This is a genomic window from Kitasatospora sp. GP82, from assembly GCF_029892105.1.
GTDB lineage: Bacteria > Actinomycetota > Actinomycetes > Streptomycetales > Streptomycetaceae > Kitasatospora.
This window is the reverse complement of sequence record NZ_JARZAJ010000004.1, coordinates 161,657-185,850: the sequence shown is the minus strand read 5'-3', so window position 1 is coordinate 185,850 and position 24,194 is coordinate 161,657. Positions and strand designations below refer to the sequence as shown.

Below are 24,194 nucleotides of genomic sequence, written 5' to 3'. Positions count from 1 at the left end.
CGGCCGATCTTGCCGGACCGGGACCGGGCTCAGCCCGAACGGCCGCGCCGCCACTTCCGTATCGAAGGGAGTGGCGGCGCGGCCGTTTGCGGTGCGGACGCTACGGGGGAAAGCCACTCAGAACAGTGCAGAATCGGACCGGACCTGTCAGCAGTTGACGGGCCGAGAGCGAAGGGGTCGGCATGACGACGGCGGCGCACGACGGACAGGAACGGTCGGGCAGAGCCGGTCGGGCGGTCGAGCTGCGGGCTACCGCCTCCCGGTACGCGCTGCTGCCGCTGCGGATCTTCCTCGGAGCGACCTTCGTCTACGCGGCCTTCGACAAGCTCTCCGACTCGCACTACCTCGCGGGCGCCGGCGACCCGGCCTCCTTCGTCTCGCAGACCCAGGCGGTGAAGGCCGCCAGCCCGATCGGTTTCCTGCTCGGGCCCGCCCTCAACGCACCCACCGTCTTCGCGCTGCTCATCGCCTTCGGTGAACTGGCGGTCGGGCTCGGCACGCTCTTCGGGCTCTGGGGCAGGCTCGCGGCGCTCGGCGGCGCACTGATCAATTTCAGCCTCTGTCTCACCGTCAGCTGGAACGTCACGCCGTACTACCTCGGCAACGATCTCGCCTATCTGATGGCCTGGACCCCGCTGCTGCTGGCCGAGACGCCCTACCTCTCGATCGACGGCTATCTCGCCCGGCGGGCCGAGCGGGACCGGGAACGCGGGCTGGAGGAGGGCCAGGTCATGCGGCGGGCGCTGATGGACGGCGGGATCGCGGCCGTCGCGCTCGGCGGCGCGGGGCTGCTCGCCGGCTCGCTGACGGCCACCTTCGGGCGGTCGAAGAGAGCCATCACGCCCGTCACACCCGCCCCGCCGACGGCGACGGCCACCCCGTCGGCCCCGACGACCACGGCCACCCCGTCGGCCGCCGCTCCCGCCCCGGGCGGCAAGGTCTCGATCGCCGTCTCGGCCGTGCCGGTCGGCGGATCCGCGCAGGTCGCGGACCCCGAGACCGGTGACGCGGTCTACATCGTCCAGCCCAAGAGAGGCCAGTACTGCGGTCTCTCCTCGATCTGCAGCCACTCCGGCTGCACCGTGGACGCCCCGAAGAACGGCCAGCTGCTCTGCCCCTGCCACGGCTCGCGCTTCGACGCGGCGACCGGCGCCGTGATCAACGGACCGGCCACCAAGCCGCTGCCCAAGTACACCGTCACCAGGGAGGGCGACCGGCTGGGCCTCGGGGCGATCGAGCACTGAGCGCGCCGGCCCGCAGTCGCGGGCCCGTCGGGGCTTGTGGACCAGGCCCTACCGGCCGTCCTGGCCGTCCGCTCCCGGAGGCTGGGTCTCACGTCCGCGCCGGGACATCGCCGCGACCGCACCGGCCAGGCCCGCCACCCCCAGCACGATGAAGGTCACCGGGATGACGATCCGCCCGTTGACCGAGAGGCCGCCCGGCGAGGCCATCAGGTAGAGCACCGCGATCACGGTGAACAGCCCGCCCGCGATCAGCGAGAAGAGGTCGAGTCGGTGCTTCCTCATGCCTGTACCACCTGGATGTCGCCGAGCCCGAGCTTGACTGTCAGGTCGAGCGTCCCCTTGGACGCCCGGCCGTTGGCCGGGTGCAGCTGGTACTCCCGGCTGTTGCCCACCCCGGAGGCGGACTCGCCGTTCGGCATCTGGACGTTGCCGACGGCGTTGCGCAGCGTCAGCCGGACGTCCACCCCGGCCGGGACGGTCACCAGCAGATCGCCCATACCCACCCGTACGGTGGTGCTGAGCGTGCCGCCCGCCGGGTCGAGGCCGCTCAGATCGAGCTGGGCGTCCCCGGCGCCGAGGGTGTAGTCGCTCTGCATCTCGGCCGCCGAGGCCGGGGCCCAGTCACGGTTGCCGAAGGCCGACTGGACGGTGGCCCCGGAGCCCGAGATCCCCGTCAGCAGCACGGTCAGCAGCAGCGCGGGGATGACCAGTCCACGCGCCCGGCCGAACTTCGCCGCGATCAGCAGCGCCACCCCCAGGCCAAGCAGCGTTGCCGCCACCACGGTGGAGAGCCGCACGGTGGAGCCCTGGAGGTAGGGCACCCACCAGGCGAGCGCACCGGCGCCGCCCGCGAGCAGCAGCCCCAGCGGACCGAGGAAGGACCGGTGCCGCCGCGGTCGCGTCACCGTTGCGGCACCTGCCGCTGCTCCGGACGCCGGGCCGGTCTTGCGCAGCGGATCGCCCTCCGGCAGGTCGGCGCGCTGCCACCATGCCTGCGCGGGCGCACCCAGCGGCAGGGGAGCTCCGGGCGGGGGCGTGTGCGCCGCGTACGGGTTGCGCTCCGGGTGCCGTGGATCCCACAGGTAGCCCGAGGAGCCTGGCGCGGGAGTGTCCGCGGGCACGGTGCCTTCGGCGCGCGCCCGCGCGTGCTGTTCGCGAGCGAGTTGCTCGGACTCGTCCATGGGCGGCGGATCCCCGGGGTCGCCGGTGGGCCCGGCCTCCTTGGAGAGGTTGACCCGCAGCTGCCCGTCCCAGGACGCCTTGCGGGTGTCCCACTGGGCCTTGCGGCTGTCCCACTCGACCTTGCGGTCCTGCCACTCGGTCTTGAAGTCCTGCGCGAACCGCTGCCCCCAGGCCGACCAGTCGAAGTGCCCGTCCGGCCCTTCGGCCAGCCGGTCGTACGGCCCGCCGGAGCCGTGGTGGCGGCCGAGTCCCTTGGCGCGCCGGCGCCGCTCCGGGTCGTACCGGACCGCCATGAAGATCATTCCGCCCAGCAGCAGGAACGGGAACATCTGGCCGCCGTCGCCCATCGAGGAGAAGAACACCCCGGTGCCGATCACGGTCAGCAGCACCGCACCGACCGACTGCCCGTCGACCCGGCCGGTCAGCACCCGCTGGAGCTCGGTCCGCCCCGGCCTGCCCTCGACCGGCTCCCTCGGGACGATCAGCCAGGCCAGCCCGTACAGGAAGAGCCCGAGCCCGCCGGAGAGGCAGAGCACTGCCGTGACCACCCGGAAGACCACCGGGTCGATGTCCAGATGGCGGCCGAGCCCGCCGCACACACCGGCCACCACGCGGTGGCGCTCGCTGCGGGTCAGCGGCGGTCGCTGCTCCGGTCGGGTGGCGGCCGCTTCCTGGTCCGCTGTGCTCTGCTCGTCCGTCATGCCCTCCATCCTCCCGGTCCGAAGGGCCGCGCCCAACCGGCAGCGGCCCGGTGCGGACCCTGATCTCTCCCTGAGACGCAGCTCGGGGACGTACCCTGATGCGCCCGGAGGTGCAAACGTGTGACCATCGGTGGCGTGGCAGCACCCGGCACCGATCCCAAGAACCCCGCCCCTGACAGCCCGTCGGCTGCGGGGCCGGAACCGACCGCGCTCGACGCGGAACGACCGCCGTACCGCAAGCTGTACCGCAGCCCGCACGGACGGATGCTCGGCGGTGTCGCGCACGGGCTCGCCGTGCACCTGGGGCTGCCGGTCGCCTGGGTCAGGGCGGCGTTCGTCCTCCTCTTCTTCGCCCAGGGCATAGGTGTGCTGCTGTACGCGGCGTTCTGGTTCGTGGTGCCGATCGGCATCGGTGAACCCGCGCGCAGCGGCGGCACCCAGTGGGTCTACCTCAACGGGACCTTCGTCCCCGCGGGCGGGGGCGCCGGCGGCGAACTCCGCAAGGGCGGTTCGCGCCGGATCGGCCGGCTGCGTGAACTGCTCCAGCGCACCTTCCACGGCGAGCCCACCGAGACCGGCGGCGCGGCGGCCGCCTCGGCCGTCCCGCCCGAGAGCACCCGGGGCGGCCTCGGCCAGCTGTTCGCCCTGCTGATGCTGGTGGTCGGCATCATGGCGCTGCTCAGCGCCCTGCACATCCAGACCGCCAAGCCGTACGTCTGGCCGCTGCTCACCGTCGGCGTCGGTGTGGCCCTGGTGTGGCGGCAGGCCGACGACTCACGCTGGCAGCGCTGGTTCGGCCTTGAGGAGGCCACCAAGCGGCGTGCCGCCTACACCCGGGTCGGCGGGGGAGTGCTGCTGGTGGTGGCCGGGATCGTCGGCTTCCTCGTCCTGCAGAACAGCAGCTCCACCCTGGCGGCCGTCATCGAGGCCTCGGTCGCGGTGCTGGCAGGTGTGCTGGTCCTGGTGGGCCCGTACGTGCTGCGCATGTGGCAGGACCTCGGCGCCGAGCGCACCGCGCGTATCCGAGCCCAGGAGCGCGCCGAGATCGCCGCCCACATCCACGACTCCGTGCTGCACGCCCTGACGCTCATTCAGCGCCGCGCCGAGGATCCCAAGGAGGTGCTGCGGCTCGCCCGCGCCCAGGAGCGCGAACTGCGCCTGTGGCTCTACCGTCCGGAGGCCGCGGCCGAGGCCGCGCCCGACACCCTGGCCGAGCGGATCCGCGAGGTCGTCGCCGAGGTCGAGGACCGGCACGGTGTCGCGGTGGAGCTGGTCTGCGTCGGTGACTGCCCGATGGACGACCGGATCGCGGCACAGATGCAGGCGGCGAGGGAGGCAATGGTCAATGCGGCCAAGTACGGTGGCGGGGGACCGGTCCAGGTCTACGCAGAGGTGGAGGGGAGGACGGTGTCGGTGTTCGTGCGCGACCACGGCCCCGGCTTCGACCCGGACACCGTGCCCGAGGACCGGATGGGCGTACGGGAGTCGATCATCGGCCGGATGAAGCGCAACGGCGGCACCGCACGGGTGCGGCCCGCGCCGGACGGCGGCACCGAGGTCGAGCTGGAGATGGAGAGAGCTGATGACTGACCTTGCTGGTGCGGCCGCCGGGGGACCGGGACGGGTGGCGCGTGTGGTCCTGGTGGACGACCACCGGATGTTCCGGACGGGCGTCCGCGCCGAGATCGGCCGTACCGAGACCACCGGCATCGACGTGGTCGGTGAGGCGGACGACGTCGAGTCGGCGGTCCAGGTGGTCGCCGAACAGCGGCCCGACGTGGTGCTGCTGGACGTCCACCTGCCCGGCGGCGGTGGCGTCGAGGTGCTGCGGCGCTCGGCCCCGCTGATGGGGGACTCGGGCGGGGTGAAGTTCCTGGCGCTGTCGGTGTCGGACGCCGCCGAGGACGTGATCGGCGTGATCCGGGGCGGTGCGCGCGGCTATGTCACCAAGACCATCACCGGCACCGACCTGGTCAACGCCGTCTTCCGGATCGCCGACGGCGACGCGGTCTTCTCGCCGCGCCTGGCCGGTTTCGTCCTGGACGCCTTCGCGGCCACCGACACCCCGCCGGTGGACGAGGACCTGGACCGCCTCACCCAGCGCGAGCGCGAGGTGCTGCGGCTGATCGCGCGCGGCTATGCGTACAAGGAGATCGCCAAGCAGCTCTTCATCTCGGTCAAGACCGTGGAGAGCCATGTCTCGGCGGTCCTGCGCAAGCTCCAGCTGAGCAACCGCCACGAACTCACCCGCTGGGCCACGGCCCGCCGGCTGGTCTGAGCCCGGCGGCAGCCGGCAGGACCGGGCAGTGGAGAAGGTGATTCCCGGACGCGGAACGGCTCGCGTCCGGGAATCACCCCTCTTCGGGGCCGGGTGGGGACGGCTGCCCTGCGGGCGCAGCGGTCGGGCGGTGCAGCAGGGGTGGCTGCCGTACCGCCCGTGACGGTCAGGTCGTGCCGTTGTGTGCGGCGGCGGCCGGGCTCCCGGCTGCCGCCGCGGACCGCCGGTCGAGGGCCTTCAGGACGCGGCGCCCCAGCTTCTGCCCGGGCAGCTCGACCAGACGGTACGTCAGGTGGCCGAGCAGCAGGACGGCCGCCAGGAAGATCAGCGCGGGGATGAACCTGCCGGGCCCGGTGCTGGGGAAGGTGCCGTCGGGGATCAGCCAGCGGACGGCGTGCAGGACGGGTATGTGGACCACGTACACCGAGTAGCTGATCGCGCCCAGCCAGGTGAGAACGCGCGGGAAGCGGCGGTGACGCAGCAGCATGCCGAGGCCGAAGGTGAGCCAGGCGGCGGCGTACGGCAGGGAGAAGCCGATCCAGCCGGAGGTCCAGGTCCGGTAGAGCGCGTCGCCGTGGTTGTACAGGTAGCCGGCCAGGACGCCGGAGACCAGGACGAAGCCGCAGCAGAGCGTCCCCTGCAGGCGGTCGAGCCGGCCGCGTTCGATGCGGTGGATCGCGGTGCCGGCGAACATCGTCGCGAGGATCATCATCGACTCGAAGAACGTCGACCTGGCGTTGAGGAACAGCAGGACCGCCCCGAGTCCGCCGAGGACCAGCGAGCCGAGCCTGACCAGCGCCGTCCGCCCGGTGAGGATGCAGACCAGGCCCATCGCCATGACGGCGGCGGCGGCCGCGATGAGATTGCGGGTCGAGCCCTGGTCGACGGTGATCATGGCGGGTGTGACCGCGGCCCCCAACAGCAGGGCCAGCGCGGCGAATCCTATGGCGATCGGGCTGCTCCACCGGTGCCGGCCCTGGACGAAGAGCGCCCCGACGAAGAAGTAGAAGACCATCTCGTAGCAGAGCGTCCACATCGCGCCCAGCGCGCTCGGCACGTTCAGCATCTCGTGCAGCAGCAGGGTGTTGGCCAGCGCGGAGCGCACCGGGTGGTCCAGGACGACATCGGGCACGGCGGACTGGGTGCGCGGAAGGATCAGCAGCGCGGCCGCAATGACCACGATGAGCAGTGGATAGATTCGGAAGATGCGACCGATCCAGAACCCTCTGACGTCGCCCCGCCGTTCCAGCGAGGCGGGCACAATGTAACCGCTGACCAGGAAGAACAGCATAACGGCGTATATACCGAGATCGAACTCCCGGTTAATTGTTCCCCCGTACGGGAGCAGGTGCAGCAACCCGAAATGATGAACGGCGACCAGCAGTGCGGCCACACCGCGCAGGGCGTCCAACCATCCCATGCGAAGGGCTGGTTGGCCTGACGTCGGCCGACCGGCGCCGTCTACGGGTTTGGCAGGCTGCTGTTCGATTACGGTCACGGGCAGAGGCTAGCCCAACCCGCCGCCTCCGTACACCGATTGCCTGTTCGCTTAACGCCGGGCACAATCCTTGCCCATTGGGCGACTGGTGAACGGGCGCGTTTTTTTCCAGGGTCATAATGAGGGTGCGCGGTCGCGTATGCGGGCGGATTCCGAAGTGGGTTGCGCGAACCATGACCGCTGCCCGCCCGTACCGGCTCGAACGACGGAGCAAGATGTCAGACACCTCGGTCGAGGGTGGGGCGCGGACCCGGGCGGCGGTCACCGCTCCCGGCGCGCTGCGCCCGCTCACCCCGCACCACGGCGGGCGGGGACTCCTCAACCGCCTGCTCGCCTCGGCCCGTTACGCGGCCCCCGCCCTGCTCGGCTACGCGGCGGTCCGGGCCGTCGGACTCGCCTTCCTGGCGCTGTGGGACGCCAAGCACGGCACTCACAGCCTGCACCGGCTGAGCACGATGTGGGACGCGTACTGGTACCAGGACATCGCCGTGCACGGCTATGCGGGCTCCAGACCCGTTCCCGGTCCGCACGGCCCCTACCAGGCGTACGCCTTCTTCCCCGTCTACCCGATGCTCGTCCGGCTCGTCTGGTGGGTGCTGCCGCTGCCGGTCAACTACGCGGCGCTGCTGGTGGCCTGGGCCGGGGCCGTACTGGCCGCCTGGGGCATCTTCGCGGTGGCGGCCGGGCTGTACGGCCGTCGGACGGGTGTGATCGCGGCGGCCCTGTGGGGGGTGACCCCGTACGCCGTGGTGGAGAACATGGCGTACTCCGAGCTGCTGTTCACCGCCTTCGCCGCCTGGTCCATGTACGCGGCGGTGACGCACCGTTGGCTCTGGGCCGGAACGCTCAGCACACTCGCCGGGCTGACCAGGCCGACCGGGGTCGCCGTGGCGGCGGCGGTGGGGATCGGCGCGCTCGGCACACTGGCCGCGCACCGGTGGCACCGCCGCGGCGCCCGGGCCGCGCAGCCCGGCGAGGCCTGGGGGCGGCCGCTGCTCGGGATGACGGTCGCCCCGCTCGGTTTCGCCGCCTTCATCGCCTGGGTCGGTGTGCAGAAGGGCAGTTGGGACGGCTACTTCCGGGTCCAGGAGGCGTGGGAGTCGCACTTCGACTACGGCCGCTCGACCTTCGAGGTGCTCCGGTCGATGCTCGTGGACGCAAGTCCGGTGTGGCTGACCGATGTGGTGGTGGCCGGGACGCTCGCGGCCTCCGTGCTGCTCTTCGTGATCTCCGTACTGCAGCGGCAGCCGCTGACGCTGCTGGTGTTCAGCGGGGTGGTGCTGCTGCTGGCGCTCGGGGACGCGGCGTACTTCAACTCCCGCGCCCGTTTCCTCCTCCCGGCCTTCGCCCTGCTGCTGCCGGTGGCGGCCGGTCTGGCCAGGCTGCGCACCCGGGGCGCGGCGGCCGCCGTCCTCGGCTTCGCCGCGCTCTGCTCCGCCGGGTACGGAGGCTATGTCGCCTTCGTCTACACCAACTCGCCCTGAGCGCCCACCACGTGCCTTAGGGATCCAGCACTTCGAGATCCAGCCCGACCCAGAGATCCGGCCGTTCCGAGCGGGAGTCCGCGATGACAGCGAGTGCGACCCAGACCGTACCGATAGCCGGGCGAGAGCCCGGCCCCGCCCGGGGCTCTCGCCGCGCACTCGCGTCCGGCGGCCGCTTCCACTGCCTCTGGCCCGCCCTGCTCACCCTGCTGATCGGTCTCTACCGCAGCGGGCGTCCCGCGCTCTGGCCCGACGAACTGGTCACCGTGTCCGCGGCCCGCCGCAGCACCGCGGAACTCTTCGACCTGCTCGGCCATGTGGACGCGGTCACCGGCGCCTACTACCTGCTGATCCACTGCTGGATCGGCCTGTTCGGGGACTCGCAGGCCATGCTGCGACTGCCCTCGGCGCTCGCGATGGCGGGCGCGGCGGCCTTCGTGGTGCTCACCGGCGAGCGCCTGTTCGGACGGCGTGCCGCACTGGTGGCCGGGACGCTCTTCGCGCTCCTCCCGTCCGTCTCCCGCTACGCCCAGGAGGCCCGCGGCTACGCCTTCGCGGTCCTCGCGGTGTCCGCCGCGACCTGGCTGCTGCTGCGAGCCGTCGACCGGCCGAGGCCGCTCCGCTGGGCCGTCTACGGCTGCGCGGTGAGCGCGGCCGGGATCTTCCACCTGGTCTCGCTGGTCTTCCTGGCAGCTCACGGTGTGGTCGTGCTGGCCCGCTGGTGGCGGCTGCGGCGGCACGCGGTGCCCGGACAGGGCCTGGCCGGCTTCTGGGCCGCCGCCGTGGCGGGGCTGCTTCCGGTGCTGCCGCTCGCCCTGCTGGGCCGTCGTCAGGTGGGGCGGCAGCTGGCCTGGTTGGAGGCACCGACCCTCCGCTACGTCGTCGACGTGTTCTGGCGCTCGCTGTTCGGCTCGACCGCGGTGAGCCTGGTGGTCCTGGCCCTCGCGGTACTGCCGCTGGCCTGGTCGCGCGGGCGGCGGCCCGCCTACGAGATCGGGCTGATGGCGGTGCTGCCGATCGTGCTGATCTGGCTGGTGTCCCAGGGCACGACCGCGTACTTCCTCGACCGCTACCTCCTGTTCACGCTGCCCGCCTGGGCGGTACTCGCCGGAGCCGGGCTGACCGCGCTGCGCCCGAGGTGGCTGGCGCCGCTCGGACTCGTCCTCGTGCTGATCGCCGGGCTGGGCGAGCAGCGCAGCAGCCGCGAGCCGTTCGCGCGGACGAACTGGGACGCCAAGTCGGCCGCCGCAGTGATCGCCCAGGGCTACCGGCCGGGCGACGGTCTGGTGGCACTGCGGGGCAGCACCCTCGCCTTCCTCCAGGTCGACACCGCGATCCGCTACCACCTGCCGCCCGCGGTCGAGCCGAAGGACGTCCTGGTGGCGCGTAGCGCGGAGCGGATCGGCGACATCTACCCGCAACTGTGCCCGGACCCCGTCGCCTGTATCGGGAACACCCCCCGGGTGTGGGTGGTGGCCACGGGCTCCTCGGTGGACAAGCCGCTCGGGGAGTACGGCGCTCCGCAGGCCGACGCGCTGGCGGCCCTCTTCCCCAGGCGCACGGTGACGGCGGTGCCCGGCATGATCGTGACGCTGCTGGAGCGCTGAGCTCGCGTCGCTGCGGGTGCTGTCGGCTCAGGGCTCCCGGCTGCCGGGACGCCCAGTGCTACGCGGGACGGCCAGTGCTACGCGGGACGGACAGCGCCGCCGAAAGGCATGGCGTCGACGGACTCGAACCGGACCGGTGCGCCCGGGTGCGGAGCGTGGATCATCCGGCCGTGGCCTGCGTAGAGGCCGACATGGCTGACGCCGGAGTAGAAGAACACCAGGTCGCCGGGCCGGAGTTCGCCGCGTGGAACCCGAGGTGCGGCGCCGATCTGGGCGTAGGTGGTGCGCGGGAGCGGGACCCCGGCGGACTGCCAGGCGGCCTGGACCAGCCCGGAGCAGTCGTACGAGTCCGGCCCGGTCGCGCCCCGGACACAGGGCTTGCCGAGCTGGGACCGGGCGAAGGCGATCGCCGCCGCGGCCCGGCCGACCGCCGGACCGGCGGCCGCGTCGGACCCGGCTGCGTCGGACCCGGCTGCGTCGGACCCGGCTGCGTCGGACCCGGCTGCGTCGGACCGGGTGGAGCCGGTGCCCGTGGAGTCGGCGCCGCCGAGGGCGACGGCCCGCTCACCAGCGGTGAGCCGGTCGAGCAGTGCCTGCGCCCGGGCCAGTTTCCGCTGGACGGCGGCCCGGTCGGCGGCGAGCTGCCGTTGGCGGTGGGCCGGTTCGGTCAGCCCGGACCCGGTCTCGGCGGCCCTGGTGTCCGGGGCAACGCTCTGCTGACCGTACTGCTGGAGGGTCTGCTGTTCGATCGCCCCGGCCTGGTCGAGCATCCCGGCGCGCTGCAGGAACTGCTGCGGGTCGTCGGTGAGGGCGAGCTGGAGAGCTCCGGAGAGACCGCTGCTGCGGTACCGCTCGGAGGCGAGGGAGCCCAGCCGGGTACGGGCGGCAGCGAAAGCGGTGGTCCTGCGGGCCGGCTCGTCCTGGAGCCGCCCGACCTGCCGCTGGAGTACGTCGGTCTGCTCCCCGGCGCCGTCGTAGCGCCCGGGGGACTGCTCGGCCTCCAGGTAGGGCGCGTCCACCTGGATCCTGATCTGCTCGGTGGCGGGTGCAGGCTCGGCCTGGGCGGGCGCGGCGAGGGCGGTGACGGAGGCGGTCACCGAGACGGCGGCTCCGGTGGCGACGGAGGCCACGGTGCCGGGCCGGAAGCGGCCCGGGTGGCCGGTCCGGGGTTTCCTGTGCGACGCCATGGCGGCGTCCTCCTTTCGGGCCGGGCCACGGTGGTGCAGGTGGTACCTGGTGCGGGTGGGACCTGGCGCGGGTGGGTGGAGACCCGCTGCGGACCGGCTTCGGACGGGGACGCTAGTGGTCCTGCGGGGGCCGCCGGGCCGTCAGTCACGGCTCTGAACGGTTTTCTGCGGAAGTGTCCGTTCCACTGGGAGATGGTGAACGGAACGGCGCCACTGCGGTCTTGAAGTGGGCGGATGCGGGAGGGGTGGGATCGTCCGGCGGGGTTGTCGGCGCCGGGTCATAGACTCGAAGGGCCATGACTAGCCTCTTTGACGACCTCCCGCTCCCCGGCTTCGAGGCCCCCGCCGCCGGGTCGAAGCAGACCGCCGCCACCGACGAGCCGTACGACCCGTCCGCCTCGTACGAGCCGGCTGATTCGTACGAGCCGTACGAAGAGGCACCGTACGAGGAGGACTTGCCCGACGGCCTGTTCCGGACCGACTACGCCGCCGCCACCGAGCGCGACGCCTGGCACCGCAACGGCGCCGCCCGTACGGTGGCCGACCCGGCACAGCTTCTGGAGGGCATGAACGACCCGCAGCGCGAGGCCGTGCTGCACGCGGGCTCCCCGCTGCTGATCGTGGCCGGTGCTGGCTCCGGCAAGACCCGGGTGCTGACGCACCGGATCGCCCACCTGCTGGCCGCGCGCGGGGCGCAGCCGGGGGAGATCCTGGCGATCACCTTCACCAACAAGGCCGCCGGCGAGATGCGCGAGCGCGTCGAGGCACTGGTCGGTCCGCGTGCCCGCGCGATGTGGGTCTCCACCTTCCACAGTGCCTGTGTGCGGATCCTGCGCCGGGAGTCCAAGCTGCTGGGCTTCACCTCCAGCTTCTCCATCTACGACTCGGCCGACTCGCAGCGGCTGATGTCCCTGGTCTGCCGCGACCTGGACCTGGACCCGAAGCAGTTCCCGCCGAAGTCCTTCACCGCGAAGATCAGCAACCTCAAGAACGAGCTGATCGACGAGGAGACCTACGCCGACCAGGCGGCCAACCCGATGGAGAAGAAGCTGGCCGAGGCGTACGTCCTCTACCAGCGGCGCCTGCGCGAGGCCAACGCGCTGGACTTCGACGACATCATCATGACGACGGTGAACCTGCTCCAGGCCTTCCCCGACGTGGCCGAGCATTACCGGCGGCGCTTCCGGCACATCCTGGTCGACGAGTACCAGGACACCAACCACGCCCAGTACACGCTGGTGCGAGAGCTCAGCGGCGGCTCCGCCGTCAGCGCCCCGAAGCGCACCGTGGACGGCGACTGGGTCAACGAGGCTGCCGGGCGCCTGGCCGAGGTGCCGCCCGCCGAGCTCTGCGTGGTCGGTGACGCGGACCAGTCGATCTACGCCTTCCGTGGCGCGACGATCCGCAACATCCTCCAGTTCGAGGAGGACTACCCCAACGCCACCACCATCCTGCTGGAGCAGAACTACCGCTCCACCCAGACCATCCTCACCGCCGCCAACGCCGTCATCGAGCGCAATGCCAACCGCCGCAAGAAGCGCCTGTGGACGGCCGGCGAGGACGGCGAGAAGGTCGTCGGCTACGTCGCGGACGACGAGCACGGCGAGGCGCAGTTCATCGCCGACGAGATCGACCGGCTGACGGACGCCGGTGACGCCCGCCCCGGTGACGTGGCGATCTTCTACCGGACCAACGCCCAGTCCCGCGTCTTCGAAGAGGTGTTCATCCGGGTCGGCCTGCCGTACAAGGTCGTCGGTGGCGTCCGCTTCTACGAGCGCAAGGAGGTCCGGGACGTCCTTGCCTACCTGCGGGTGCTGGCCAATCCCGAGGACACCGTGCCGCTGCGCCGGATCCTCAACGTCCCCAAGCGCGGTATCGGCGACCGTGCCGAGGCCATGATCGACGCGCTCTCCGCGCGGGAGCGGATCAGCTTCGCCCAGGCGCTCGTGCGGGTGGACGAGGCGTACGGGATGGCCGCGCGCTCGGCCAATGCGGTGAAGAAGTTCAATGCGCTGATGGCCGGGCTGCGCCAGGTCGTGGAGTCCGGCGCAGGACCGGCCGCCGTGCTGGAGGCGGTCCTTGAGGAGACCGGCTACCTGGCCGAACTCCAGGCGTCCACCGACCCGCAGGACGAGACGCGGGTGGAGAACCTCCAGGAGCTCGCCTCGGTGGCGTTGGAGTACGAGCAGGACCCTGGCGAGCGGCCGGACGCGGACGACGAGGGCGCGCCGCCGGTCGGCTCGCTCGCCGACTTCCTGGAGCGGGTCGCGCTGGTCGCCGACTCCGACCAGATCCCGGACGACGAGGACGGCGCGGGCGTCATCACGATGATGACCCTGCACACCGCCAAGGGGCTGGAGTTCCCGGTCGTCTTCCTGACCGGCATGGAGGACGGGATCTTCCCGCACATGCGCGCGCTCAACCAGGTCAAGGAGCTGGAGGAGGAGCGCCGCCTGGCCTACGTCGGCCTCACCCGGGCCCGGCAGCGGCTGTACCTCACCCGCTCGGTGCTGCGCAGCGCCTGGGGCCAGCCGTCCTACAACCCGGCCTCGCGCTTCCTGGAGGAGATCCCGGACACGCTGGTGGAGTGGAAGCGGACGGGAGGGGCGGCCGTGCCGTCCTCGCGGGGCTTCTCGTCCTCGCGCTCGTCGGGCGGGTCGTCCTACGGCTCGTCCGGTTCCTCCTCGTCGGGGGCCTCGCGGACAGCGGCCGGGCCGAAGTCAGGCTGGGGCCAGTCGGCCCGCCGGATGGTCGAACGCGAGGTGGTCTCGCTGGCCGTCGGCGACCGGGTCACCCACGACAGCTTCGGCCTCGGCACGGTGGTGGCCACCACGGGCGTGGGCGACAAGGCACAGGCGACGATCGACTTCGGGGGCTCGGGCCGCAAGCAGCTGCTGCTGCGGTACGCGCCGGTGGAGAAGCTCTGACATCCTGACGTCTCCCGTTGGAGCTCAGCCGTTGGAGCTCGGCTGTCGGCCTCAGCGCGGGTCGAGGCCGCGTTCGAGCAGCCAGGGCAGCGGGTCCACCGGGCCCGCGCCCGGCGGGCGGACCTCGAAGTGCAGATGCGGTCCGGTGCTGTTGCCGCTGCTGCCCGAGTAGGCGATCACGTCCCCGGCCCGGACCTGGCCGCGCCGCACCCGGTAGGTGGCGAGGTGGCAGTACCAGGTCTGGGTGCCGTCGGGGGCGGTGACCTGTGCCATGTAGCCGTACGCGGTGTTCCACCGGGTCCGCACGGTGCCGTCGGTGACGGCGCGGACCGGGGTGCCCCGGCGGACCGGGAAGTCGATACCGGTGTGCCGGGTCAGCCAGTGCGTGCTGCTCTCACCGAAGCGGGCGCTCAGGCCGTGGTCGGCGACGGGGAGCGTGAAGCGGGGGCGCTCCCGCTCCTTCCTGCGCTGCTCCTCCGCCGCCTCCTGCTGTTGCTGACGTCTCGCCAGTTCCTGGCGGGCGGCCGAGCGGGTCGCCCGGTCGGCGGCTTCCTCGGCTCCGGCTCCGGTACCGGTGGGTGGTGCGGTTGTCGGGGGAGCGGTCCCCGGTGCCTGAGCGACGGGGGCGGGCACCGTGCCGAGGGAGGCGACGGCTGCCGCACCGAAGACACCCAGTGTCGCCATCGAGGGGAGTGCCACGGTCAGCACGGCCGTGCGGGTGGCGGCCCGGCTGCGGGCCCGCGCCTGGGCGCGGGCGGCAGCCCGGGAACCGGAGCGGAGACCGTCGGCTGTCATGGCTGCCTCGGAGAGTCGGAGGTGAGCACTCGGATAATTCGGGTACTCGGGCACTCGGACGAGCGGAACCGGAGAAAGCAGCCGAGACTGTAGTGCTTATGGAGCAGCCAGGACAAAACGTGCATCTCAGGAGGCGTGGCGTTCTGTCAGCGGCCCTGCCTCCCGTGCCTCCAGGGCGTTCCGTACGGACTCGACCGCGCGTGGGTGAGCGGGCAGGCCGACATGTCCGGCGCCCGGTACGAGCTGGTTGTCGGCGTCCAGGTCCGGGTGGTGCAGCCAGGCATGCGGGCCCGGCAGGATCAGCTCGTCCAACTCGCCCCGGACTGCGGTGAAGTGGGTACGGCATCCGGGCGCCGGCAGCCGGAGCTCGGCCAGCAGTGCGCTGTCCGGCCTGAGTTGACGGGTGATCGGGAAGGGCGTGGGCAGCAGTGCGGCCGTCGTGCCCTCGTGCGGGGTCGCCAGGGTGATCAGGATGTCCACCAGCTCGTCGCCGCCCAGGCGTTGGACGTAGTACCGGGCGATCAGTCCGCCCAGGCTGTGTCCGACCAGTGCGACCGGGGCGCCGTCGTGCGCCTCTCTGGCCCACTCGACGTGCCGGGCCAGCAGAACGGCGGCGGCGCGCACATCCTTGGTCAGCGGGCTGTGGTTGAGGGCGTGCAGATGCGTCCAGCCGTGGCCGGCAAGGGCTCGGCGGAGCGGTGTGAAGACCGCCCGGTTGTCGATGAAGCCGTGCAGCAGCAGGACCGGGCTGTGGTGCGCGGGCGGCGCAGCGTACCGGGCCGGGCAGGGGCGTGCCCGCCGTTCGGGCTGGACACCGGTCGGGTAGCGGAGCAGGTGTCCGGCGAGGGCGGCGGCCTCCGCGCCCGCGCCACGGACGGTACGGACGGTGTCGGCGGCCCGTTGGAAAGGGATGGTCATTCGGCTCTCCCCGGCAGGACGGCGCGGGGGCCCACGGTCCGGTCGGCACCGGGGGTGGGCAGTGCTCGTGGGAGGGTGCAGGCAAGGCGTGTTCGCGGGAGTGCGCGGGACGCTCGCACAGGTCTATGCAGGGTGGTGTGCAGGGCGCGGGAGCGGGTACGCACAGCGGCGACTGGTGGGTGGTGCTGTGATTTTCCCCTCCTCTTGACGGGCGAAACAGCCAACCGGCCCCGGTGGCGCTAACCTCCCCTCAGGTTTGTTATCGGTGGTTAACCGCGCACGTCCGATCAGTCGGCCGGTGTGGTGGACGACGTGGTCCAGGAGGCAGTGATGGGTGTGTCAGGGCCGATCCGTGTGGTGGTCGCCAAGCCGGGCCTGGACGGCCACGATCGAGGCGCCAAGGTCATCGCACGGGCACTGCGCGACGCCGGTATGGAGGTCATCTACACCGGGCTGCACCAGACGCCGGAGCAGGTCGTGGACACCGCGATCCAGGAGGATGCGGACGGCATCGGGCTGTCGATCCTCTCGGGTGCGCACATGACCCTGTGCGCGCGGGTCATCGAGCTGCTCAAGGAGCGGGACGCCGCCGACATCAAGGTCTTCTGCGGCGGGATCATCCCCGACGACGACATCGCCGAACTCAAGCGGCTCGGCGTCGCCGACATCTTCACCCCTGGGACCCCGACCCGGGACGTGGTGGCCTGGGTCGAGGCCAACCTGCGCGCCGCCGGCTGAACCACGCCGAGCTGAGCCCTGCCCGGTGGAAGCCGCACCGTCCAGGGCTCAGCGCCCCTGAGCCGTGCGCGGCTGTTCGCAGGGTCCGCTCGCAGGGCCCGCTCGCGCGGCTGAGGCCGTGCGCGGTGCCGCCGGATGCTCAGCCGTCCAGTTCGATGAGCATCGCCTCCCGGAAGCGCAGCGTCGCGGCCAGCCGGTTGAAGGTGTCGGCCCAGGCGCTGTCGGCCGCGGTCTCGGCGGCCAGGGCCTCGACGGCGGGGGCGGTCTCGGGCGCCAGCGCGCGCTCGGTCATCCCCAGCACCCCGCTGTGGCTCCACGGGTACGCCCCGGACTGGGCGGAGCGCGACAGGGCCGCCACCACGGCGGTGCTCAGCGGCGGTGTCCACGGGGTGGCGCAGGCCCCCAGCAGCTGGAACGCCTCGCCGAGCCCGTGTGTCTGGATGAACGCCGCTGTCCAGGCCGCCCGTTCGGCCGGTGGCAGGACGGCGAGCAGTCTGGCGGGCGCGCCCGCCGCACCGCCTGCCCGTCCGGGGCGGGGGACCGGGCCGAGGAGTGCCCGTGCCCAGTCGGCGTCGCGCTGACGGACGGCGGCGCGCGCCCAGCCCTCCCGGAGGTCGTCGGCCCAACTTCCGGCCTCGGCAGGCGGAGTGCTGCCCTCGCCCTTGCCCGCGTCCTCGTCCTCGCCGGTGCTCTCGGCCTCGGGCCCGCTGTCGCCGACGGGCAGGCGGAGCAGTTCCCCGGGGGTGAGCCCGGCCTCGGTGGTCCACAGGCTCAGGGGCGCGGCCGCGATGACCTCGCCGAACCACCAGGCCCGTTCGCCCCGCCCGGTGGGCGACTTGGGAGGTATGCCGTCCCGTTGCATCGCCGCGTCGCACTCGCTGGGTGGGTTGACGACCAGCCGGACACCGTCCGCCCCGGACTTCGGACGGGCGAGGCGTACGGCGGCGCGGGCGCGCTCCGCCATCCGGGTGGCGAGCGCGGACTGCGGCAGGGTGGAGAGCAGCTCGGCGGCCGTGGCCCGGACGTTCTTGCTGCGGTCCGAGAGAGCGGCCTCCAGAAACGGCTCGTCGATGGGGGAGAGGCCCTCTGCCAGGGCGTCCAGGAACAGCACTCGATCCTCGGCGCGCTCGGTGGACCAGGTGGTGCGCAGCAGCGCGAGGGCGGCGGCCGGGTCGCTGCGGCGGAGCCTGGTGAGACAGGTGACCCGCTCGGCGAACAGGCCCTCCTGCCAGAGCCGATCGACCGGGGTGTCCGAGTCGGGGGTGTCCGAGTCGGGAGTGTCCGGGGTGCCGGGGGCGTTGGCTGCCTCTGCTGCGGTGCGGGTGACGAACCGCCAGTCCGGGTTCTGAGCGGCCAGCCAGCGGCCGAGCGGGCCCGTCAGGGCGACCGTGTCCGCGCGCAGTTCACTACGGGCCCGAGCGGCATCCAGCAGCGCAGGGACGAGCGCTGCGGGCGCTCGGTAGTCGCGCTCTCGGGCGGTGGCGAGCCACTGCGGCAGCAGCTCGCCGAGATTGGCCACCATGCCCGCACCGCTGCGCCCGCCGACCAGGACGGCTAGCCGCCGGGCGGCGGCCTCCGGCAGCTCGCGCCGCGTGTCGGGCGCAGCCGGGTCGGGCAATCCGTCGGCCTCGGCGGCCACCGCGCCGGCTCGCCGCCGGACGGCCTCCAACGCGGCCAGCTCCAGCAGAGCGGTCGCGGCGTCCGTACGGTCGACGGCGCTTGCTGCCTCGACGAGCGCGGGGGAGCCGCTCAGCTCGGGCAGCGGGCGGCGGTCGGTGCCCAGCAGGGCGGTGGTCTGGAGCTCTTCCCAGCTGTCGTTGACGGTCGTGAAGGCGGTCACTGCTCGGCTCCTCTGCTCCGGCGGGTCGGCTGGTCCTCGACGGTGCGTATGGCGGTGGCGGGTTGGGGTGAACGACTGGGGCCGGGCAGGATCCGGCGCTGCGGTCCTGCCCGTCTGCGCCCGGGCGGGGCCGGACGGCCTGCGGGGTGCGCGGTGCCGGCGAGCCGGAGCGGACCGCCCTGGGCCCGCACCCGATGACGGTCGATCCTCACGCTCACGCCCCGGCGGGCGGTGGGCGGGCCGGAAGAGGTGGTCACTGGGCCACCCCCGTCGGGCGGTTGTCCCGGCCCCAGGCGGTGACCGGGGCGAAGCCCGCGTGTCCGTACTCTCCGAAGAGCGTCACCGGGTGGCCCGCCGAGACGGCGGCCAGTCGCCACAACGCGGAGTCCGGGGTGCTGCCGCGCCGGACCGGAATGCTGTGCCGTCCGTCCGTCAGCTGCCAGCCTTCGGGGCCGAGCACGGGCACCGCGCCGCTCAGCGTGGTGGGCCAGGAGTCCAGCCACGGATCGTCCGCCACCGCCGCGCCGTACTCGGTGACGGCCTCCGTCACCGACAGCCCGCCAGGGGCCTCGGACGGGCCCGCCTCGGGTGCGCCGTACCGGGTGCCGAGGACGGCACGGAGCGGCCGGACGCCGGGATGGAAGGCCAGGTCGGCTTCCAGCAGGCGGCCGGTGGGGAGGGCCAGATCGGGCGCCTGGCCGGGGCGGCCGAAGGAGAGCAGCAGGGCGGGACGCCCGGTCTTGGCGCCGCGCAGCCAGATCCGACGGGTGGTCAGCCGCTCGTCCGAGCCCCCTTCGAGTGGCACTGTCCGGGTGCCGAGCACCAGCCAGCGGTCCCGCACCGTCGGCCCGGCGAGCAGCTCGGCGGTGTCGGTGGTGAAGCCGACCCTGGTTCGTACGGTCGCGGCGAGTGGCTCGGGCAGTTGCCCGACCCGGCCGTACGCGCCGGCCAGCAGGTGCAGCAGCGCGTACTCGGCGAGCAGGCCCTGCTGCGGGGTGTTGTCCAACTCCCTTGCTCGGGAGGCCAGGCCGGGCGCCTGGGCGTCGACCATCCGGGCCGCGACCTCGCCCCAGCCGCCCGCGACCGAGGTGTGGTCGGCCAGCCCGTGCCGTATGCGGTCGGCGATGCGGAGCCGCAGCTCCTGTGCGCCCGCCGCGACCCGGTCGGCCCGGCGGTCGGCCCGCCGCTGTGCCGCTGCCGGGTCGGCCGCCACTGCCTCCGCCCTCGCCGCCCGGCGTTCGACGGCCTGCTCGCTGCGCTGCTGACGGCCGTTCAGCCACTCGGCGGCCCACTCGGGTGGCTCGGCGTTCCCGGTGACCGCCTCCGGGCTGCCGCTCCACAGCAGCAGCAGGCCCAGTGCGTGTTTGCACGGGAACTTCCGGCTGGGGCAGCTGCACTTGTACGCGGGTGTGGTCAGCTCGACCACTGTCCGGTACGGCGTACTGCCGCTGCCCTTGCACTGCCCCCACAGCGCACCCTGCCCCCAGCCGACCTGCGACCAGGGCGCGGGCGCCGACAGCTTCCCGGCCGCCTTGCACGACGCCTGGTCGGGCGCGAGGGACAGGACGTGTTCGGTGCTCCAGCGTTCCTCCATGCCGATGACGCTAGGAGGGGGCACTGACAAACGAGCCGGGCGAACTGACGTCCGGTCACCGGGGCGGCGTCCGCTGTCAGTGGTCGGGTGCATGGTTGTTCCAGCAAGACGGGAACAGGCGTACGGCCAACCCGTTTTCGCACGTCGGACGACATCTGCGCGGATGCTCCCCACTGATCCCCAACCACCCTGAGGCCCTTTCGGAAGGGCCGGGCGGCCGACCCCGAGGAGCTTTTGATGACCACCCTTGCGAGTGAATCCCCGACCCCGGACGGCGCCGCGGCCGAGGTTCTGCGCCGGCACGCCGAGGACGCGTTCGCGGCCGAGCTTGCCGCCCTCGCCGCGCAGGACGACCGGCCGCGCCCCGAGCGGTGGCGGCTCTCGCCCTGGGCCGTCGCGACCTATCTGCTGGGCGGCGAGCTGCCCGACGGCACCGTGATCAGCCCCAAGTACATCGGCCCGCGCCGGGTCGTCGAGGTCGCGGTCACCACGCTGGCCACCGACCGCGCCCTGCTGCTGCTCGGCGTCCCCGGAACCGCCAAGACCTGGGTCTCCGAGCACCTCGCCGCCGCGATCAGCGGTGACTCGACCCTGCTCGTCCAGGGCACCGCGGGCACCCCCGAGGAGGCCGTCCGCTACGGGTGGAACTACGCCCAGCTGCTCGCGCAGGGCCCCAGCCGGGACGCCCTGGTGCCCTCGCCGGTGATGCGGGCGATGGCCGACGGCAAGATCGCCCGCGTCGAGGAGCTCACCCGCATCCCGGCGGACGTCCAGGACAGTCTGATCACCATCCTGTCCGAGAAGACCCTGCCCATACCCGAGCTCGGCGCCGAGACCCAGGCCGTGCGCGGCTTCAACCTGATCGCCACCGCCAACGACCGCGACCGGGGCGTCAACGACCTCTCCAGCGCGCTCCGCCGCCGGTTCAACACCGTGGTGCTGCCGCTGCCCGGCTCGCTGGAGGAGGAGGTGGACATCGTCACCCGCCGGGTCAACCAGCTCGGCCGCTCCCTCGATCTGCCTGAACTGCCCGGCGGTGCCGAGGAGATCCGACGGGTCGTCACCGTCTTCCGCGAGCTGCGCGACGGCATCACCGCCGACGGCCGCACCAAGGTCAAGACGCCCAGCGGCACCCTCTCCACGGCCGAGGCGATCTCCGTCGTCACCAACGGCCTTGCCCTGGCCGCCCACTTCGGCGACGGCGTGCTGCGCGCCGCCGACGTCACCACCGGTATCGCCGGGGCGGTCGTCCGTGACCCGGTCGCCGACCAGGCGGTCTGGCGCGAGTACGTAGAAGGGGTGATCCGCGAGCGTGACGGCTGGAAGGACTTCTACCGTGCCGCCCGCGAGCACTCCCGCTGATCCGTCGGACTTGTTGAGAGGGGAGGGCACCATGAGTACCGAGGTGACCTTGCTGGGCGTACGTCACCACGGGCCGGGATCGGCCCGCGCGGTGGCCGCCGCGCTGGAGCAACTACGGCCGGACGCCGTACTGATCGAGGGCCCGCCCGAGGCCGATCAGATCATCATGCTGGCGGGCGAGAAGGACATGGTGCCGCCCGTCGCCCTGCTCGCCCACGCCGTCGACGACCCGGCCAAGGCCGCGTTCTGGCCCTTTGCGGCCTTCTCACCCGAGTGGGTCGCCATCCGGCACGCGGTCGAGCACGAGATCCCGGTCCGCTTCATCGACCTCCCGGCGGCTCAGACCTTCGCCCTGGCGGGGTCTCCCGGGGGAGTGCCGGGGGGCACTTCCCCGGAATCCGACGCGGAATCCGACGCGGAATCCGACGCGGAATCCGAGGCGGAATCCGAGCCGCCGGCCGTCCTGGATCCGATCGGCGCGCTCGCCGAAGCCGCCGGGCACGATGACCCCGAGCGCTGGTGGGAGGACGTGATCGAGCACCGCGTACCCGGCGCCGACGCACTCGCACCGTTCGCGGCCGTCGCCGACGCGATGGCAGCCCTGCGCGAGCACAGCGCCGACAACGGTGGTCGCGCCGCCGGCGTCGGCCGCCGGGACGAGCTGCGCGAGGCGTACATGCGTCAGCAGATCCGCGCCGCCCGCCGGGCCGGGCATACCCGGATCGCCGTGGTCTGCGGCGCCTGGCACGTTCCCGCACTCCGGGCCATGCCGACGGTCGCCCACGACCGGGCCCTGCTCGCCGGCCTGCCGAAGAAGGTGAAGACCGACATCACCTGGGTGCCCTGGACGCACCGCAGGCTCTCCCAGCACACCGGCTACGGCGCGGGTATCGACTCGCCCGGCTGGTACCACCACCTGTTCACCGCCGGGTCCGAGCCGGTGGCCCGCTGGATGACCAGGGTCGCCGAGCTGCTCCGCGCCGAGGACCACCCGGTCTCCTCCGCCCACGTCATCGAGGCCGTCCGGCTCGCCGACACGCTCGCGGTGATGCGCGGCCGCCCGCTCGCCGGGCTCACCGAGACCCTTGACGCCGTACGGTCCGTCATGTGTGACGGCTCCGACATCGCCCTCGCCCTGGTGCACGAACGGCTGGTGGTGGGCGATGCCCTGGGCGAGGTGCCCGACGCGGCGCCCGCCGTCCCGCTCCAGCGCGACCTTGCCAGGCTCCAGCGCAGCCTCCGCCTCAAACCCGAGGCGGAGGAGCGTCTGCTCGACCTCGATCTGCGCAATGAGCTGGACGTCTCCCGCTCCCAACTCCTGCACCGGTTGCGGCTGCTGGGCCTCGACTGGGGCATGCCGAGCCGATCCGCGGTCAACTCCACCGGCACCTTCCGGGAGAGCTGGCGGCTGCGCTGGGAGCCGGAGTTCGCGGTACGGATCGTCGAGGCCGCCCAGTGGGGCACCACGGTCGAGGAGGCCGCGACCGGCAAGGCCGTCGAGGCGGCTGCAAAGACGGCCGAACTCGCCGAACTCACCGGCCTCGTCGAGCACTGCCTGCTCGCCGGCCTGCCTACGGCGCTGCCCGCCGTGATGCGGGTCCTCGCCGACCGGGCCGCGCTGGACACCGACGTCGCCCACCTCGCCGATGCGCTCCCCGCACTGGTCCGGGCCCTGCGCTACGGCGACGTGCGCGGCACGGACAGCAGCGCGCTGGACGGCGTGGCCCGCGGCCTCGCCGACCGTGTCTGCGTCGGCCTCCCACCCGCCTGCACGGGCCTCGACGCGGACGGCGCCGCCACCATGCGCACCCGCCTCGACGCCGTCCATGCGGCAGTCGGCCTGCTGGAGCCGGCGGTGCGACAGAAACAGCGGGCGGCTGAGGTCGCCTCGGAAGCGGAAGCGGAAGCGGAAGCGGAAGGCGGGGCTGGCGGCCCGGCGAGGCCCGGCGAGGCCGAGTCGCTGGCCGGGCGGTGGGCGGCGACGCTGCACTCGCTCACCCGCCGCGAGCCCTCGGCCGGTCCGGCCACCGGTGTGCCGGGGCTGTTGCGGGGCCGGGCGGTCCGGTTGCTGCTGGACGACGGACGGTTCGACTCCGAGGAGGCCGGGCGGCGCATGGGCCTGGTCCTCTCGACGGCCAACGCCCCGGCGGACGCGGCCGGTTGGGTGGAGGGCTTCCTCTCCGGCGGCGGCGCCCTGCTGCTGCACGACGCGCGGCTGCTGGGATTGCTCGACGAATGGCTGAGCGGAGTCCCGGGCGAGGTCTTCGTCGACGTACTGCCGCTGCTCCGGCGCACGTTCGCCGAGCTGGAGGCGGGCGTCCGGCGGACGGTCGGCGAACGGGTCGCCGCCGGTCCTCTCGGTGCCCCCACGGTGGCGGCGGCCGTCGCCACCGCCGACATCGACCACACCAGGGCCGACGCGGCACTCCCCACCCTCGCCCTCCTGCTCGGCCTGCCAGCCACGGGGCAGGCCCAGGCGGCTCCCCGGATCCCCCGCCAGTCCGACCGTCGCGCCTCCTGACGACAGGTCACCAGTCCCGGCCCGCGAGGTGACCGCACGGCGATGCCGGTGCCTGCGGGCGGCCGAGGGCGGGCCGAGCGCAGCTGCCAGGCTCGGCGTCACCCGATCCCCGAGTGCCGCGCGCACATCGTGGCGCCTGTGCCCGCCCGGTCAGGTGGCCGCGAGGCGGCAAGGCCCCGCTCTGGTCGGTGACTTCGGCTCTGCCGCCGGTGCGGCCGGACCGGCCGACGGCCGTCTGGGCGCCGGTGTCGCGAGAGCCGCGAGAGCCGCGATGTCAGTGGCATCCACGAGGCTGATGGTCAGCCGGTCGAGCCGGGC

At 72.9% G+C, this 24,194-nt stretch carries 17 protein-coding genes; 9 read left to right on the top strand and 8 right to left on the bottom strand.

Annotation, left to right across the window (positions count from 1 at the left end):
- Positions 1–182 precede the first annotated feature (182 nt).
- Positions 183–1,244: a Rieske 2Fe-2S domain-containing protein gene (locus tag P3T39_RS37515; protein ID WP_348534309.1), complete on the top strand. Its 1,062-nt coding sequence runs from the start codon at positions 183–185 to the stop codon at positions 1,242–1,244.
- Positions 1,245–1,292: 48 nt separating this feature from the next.
- On the opposite strand, the gene P3T39_RS05720 is transcribed toward P3T39_RS37515, so the two are convergent.
- Together P3T39_RS05720 and P3T39_RS05715 are read right to left on the bottom strand one after the other, a co-directional pair.
- Positions 1,293–1,526 (bottom strand): hypothetical protein, encoded by a 234-nt coding sequence (locus tag P3T39_RS05720; RefSeq protein ID WP_280696242.1) that lies wholly within the window; start codon positions 1,524–1,526, stop codon positions 1,293–1,295.
- Positions 1,523–3,127, bottom strand: a complete 1,605-nt coding sequence (locus P3T39_RS05715) for a PspC domain-containing protein (protein WP_280696241.1) — start codon at positions 3,125–3,127, stop codon at positions 1,523–1,525. The genes P3T39_RS05720 and P3T39_RS05715 overlap by 4 nt, the downstream gene beginning before the upstream one ends.
- Before the next feature lie 240 nt (positions 3,128–3,367).
- On the opposite strand from P3T39_RS05715, the gene P3T39_RS05710 reads away from it, so the two are divergent.
- Both P3T39_RS05710 and P3T39_RS05705 read left to right on the top strand, forming a co-directional pair.
- Complete coding sequence (locus P3T39_RS05710) at positions 3,368–4,717, top strand: ATP-binding protein (protein WP_280696376.1); 1,350 nt, start codon at positions 3,368–3,370, stop codon at positions 4,715–4,717.
- Positions 4,710–5,405: a response regulator transcription factor gene (locus P3T39_RS05705; RefSeq protein WP_280696240.1), complete on the top strand. Its 696-nt coding sequence runs from the start codon at positions 4,710–4,712 to the stop codon at positions 5,403–5,405. Before P3T39_RS05710 ends, P3T39_RS05705 begins: the two co-directional genes overlap by 8 nt.
- Before the next feature lie 166 nt (positions 5,406–5,571).
- On the opposite strand, the gene P3T39_RS05700 is transcribed toward P3T39_RS05705, so the two are convergent.
- The gene (locus P3T39_RS05700; protein ID WP_280696239.1) at positions 5,572–6,825 is read right to left on the bottom strand and encodes an acyltransferase; all 1,254 of its coding nucleotides are present in this window, start codon (positions 6,823–6,825) and stop codon (positions 5,572–5,574) included.
- Between the two features lie 293 nt (positions 6,826–7,118).
- Here P3T39_RS05700 and P3T39_RS05695 point away from each other — a divergent pair, with 293 nt between their 5' ends.
- A complete protein-coding gene (locus P3T39_RS05695) occupies positions 7,119–8,387 on the top strand; it encodes a hypothetical protein (protein WP_280696238.1) in 1,269 nt (422 codons plus the stop codon).
- 83 nt (positions 8,388–8,470) lie between these two features.
- On the top strand, positions 8,471–9,994 hold the full coding sequence (locus P3T39_RS05690) for a glycosyltransferase family 39 protein (protein ID WP_280696237.1): 1,524 nt from the start codon (positions 8,471–8,473) through the stop codon (positions 9,992–9,994).
- 77 nt (positions 9,995–10,071) lie between these two features.
- On the opposite strand, the gene P3T39_RS05685 is transcribed toward P3T39_RS05690, so the two are convergent.
- Positions 10,072–11,181: a C40 family peptidase gene (locus tag P3T39_RS05685; RefSeq protein ID WP_280696236.1), complete on the bottom strand. Its 1,110-nt coding sequence runs from the start codon at positions 11,179–11,181 to the stop codon at positions 10,072–10,074.
- A 296-nt stretch (positions 11,182–11,477) separates the two neighbouring features.
- On the opposite strand from P3T39_RS05685, the gene pcrA reads away from it, so the two are divergent.
- Entirely contained in the window at positions 11,478–14,108 is a 2,631-nt protein-coding gene (gene pcrA / locus P3T39_RS05680) for a DNA helicase PcrA (protein ID WP_280696235.1), read from the top strand.
- A 51-nt stretch (positions 14,109–14,159) separates the two neighbouring features.
- Here pcrA and P3T39_RS05675 read toward each other — a convergent pair whose 3' ends face one another.
- Both P3T39_RS05675 and P3T39_RS05670 read right to left on the bottom strand, forming a co-directional pair.
- Positions 14,160–14,903 (bottom strand): M23 family metallopeptidase, encoded by a 744-nt coding sequence (locus P3T39_RS05675; RefSeq protein ID WP_280696234.1) that lies wholly within the window; start codon positions 14,901–14,903, stop codon positions 14,160–14,162.
- A 126-nt stretch (positions 14,904–15,029) separates the two neighbouring features.
- The gene (locus tag P3T39_RS05670) at positions 15,030–15,821 is read right to left on the bottom strand and encodes an alpha/beta fold hydrolase (RefSeq protein ID WP_280696233.1); all 792 of its coding nucleotides are present in this window, start codon (positions 15,819–15,821) and stop codon (positions 15,030–15,032) included.
- A gap of 330 nt (positions 15,822–16,151) precedes the next feature.
- On the opposite strand from P3T39_RS05670, the gene P3T39_RS05665 reads away from it, so the two are divergent.
- Complete coding sequence (locus P3T39_RS05665; protein WP_280696232.1) at positions 16,152–16,559, top strand: cobalamin B12-binding domain-containing protein; 408 nt, start codon at positions 16,152–16,154, stop codon at positions 16,557–16,559.
- Positions 16,560–16,698: 139 nt separating this feature from the next.
- Here P3T39_RS05665 and P3T39_RS05660 read toward each other — a convergent pair whose 3' ends face one another.
- Both P3T39_RS05660 and P3T39_RS05655 read right to left on the bottom strand, forming a co-directional pair.
- On the bottom strand, positions 16,699–18,399 hold the full coding sequence (locus tag P3T39_RS05660) for a DUF5691 domain-containing protein (RefSeq protein WP_280696231.1): 1,701 nt from the start codon (positions 18,397–18,399) through the stop codon (positions 16,699–16,701).
- Positions 18,400–18,652: 253 nt separating this feature from the next.
- Positions 18,653–19,993, bottom strand: a complete 1,341-nt coding sequence (locus P3T39_RS05655; RefSeq protein ID WP_280696230.1) for an SWIM zinc finger family protein — start codon at positions 19,991–19,993, stop codon at positions 18,653–18,655.
- Positions 19,994–20,230: 237 nt separating this feature from the next.
- Between P3T39_RS05655 and P3T39_RS05650 the strand changes: the two genes are divergently transcribed.
- A complete protein-coding gene (locus tag P3T39_RS05650) occupies positions 20,231–21,355 on the top strand; it encodes an AAA family ATPase (RefSeq protein ID WP_280696229.1) in 1,125 nt (374 codons plus the stop codon).
- 31 nt (positions 21,356–21,386) lie between these two features.
- A complete protein-coding gene (locus P3T39_RS05645; RefSeq protein ID WP_280696228.1) occupies positions 21,387–23,876 on the top strand; it encodes a DUF5682 family protein in 2,490 nt (829 codons plus the stop codon).
- Positions 23,877–24,194: the final 318 nt, after the last annotated feature.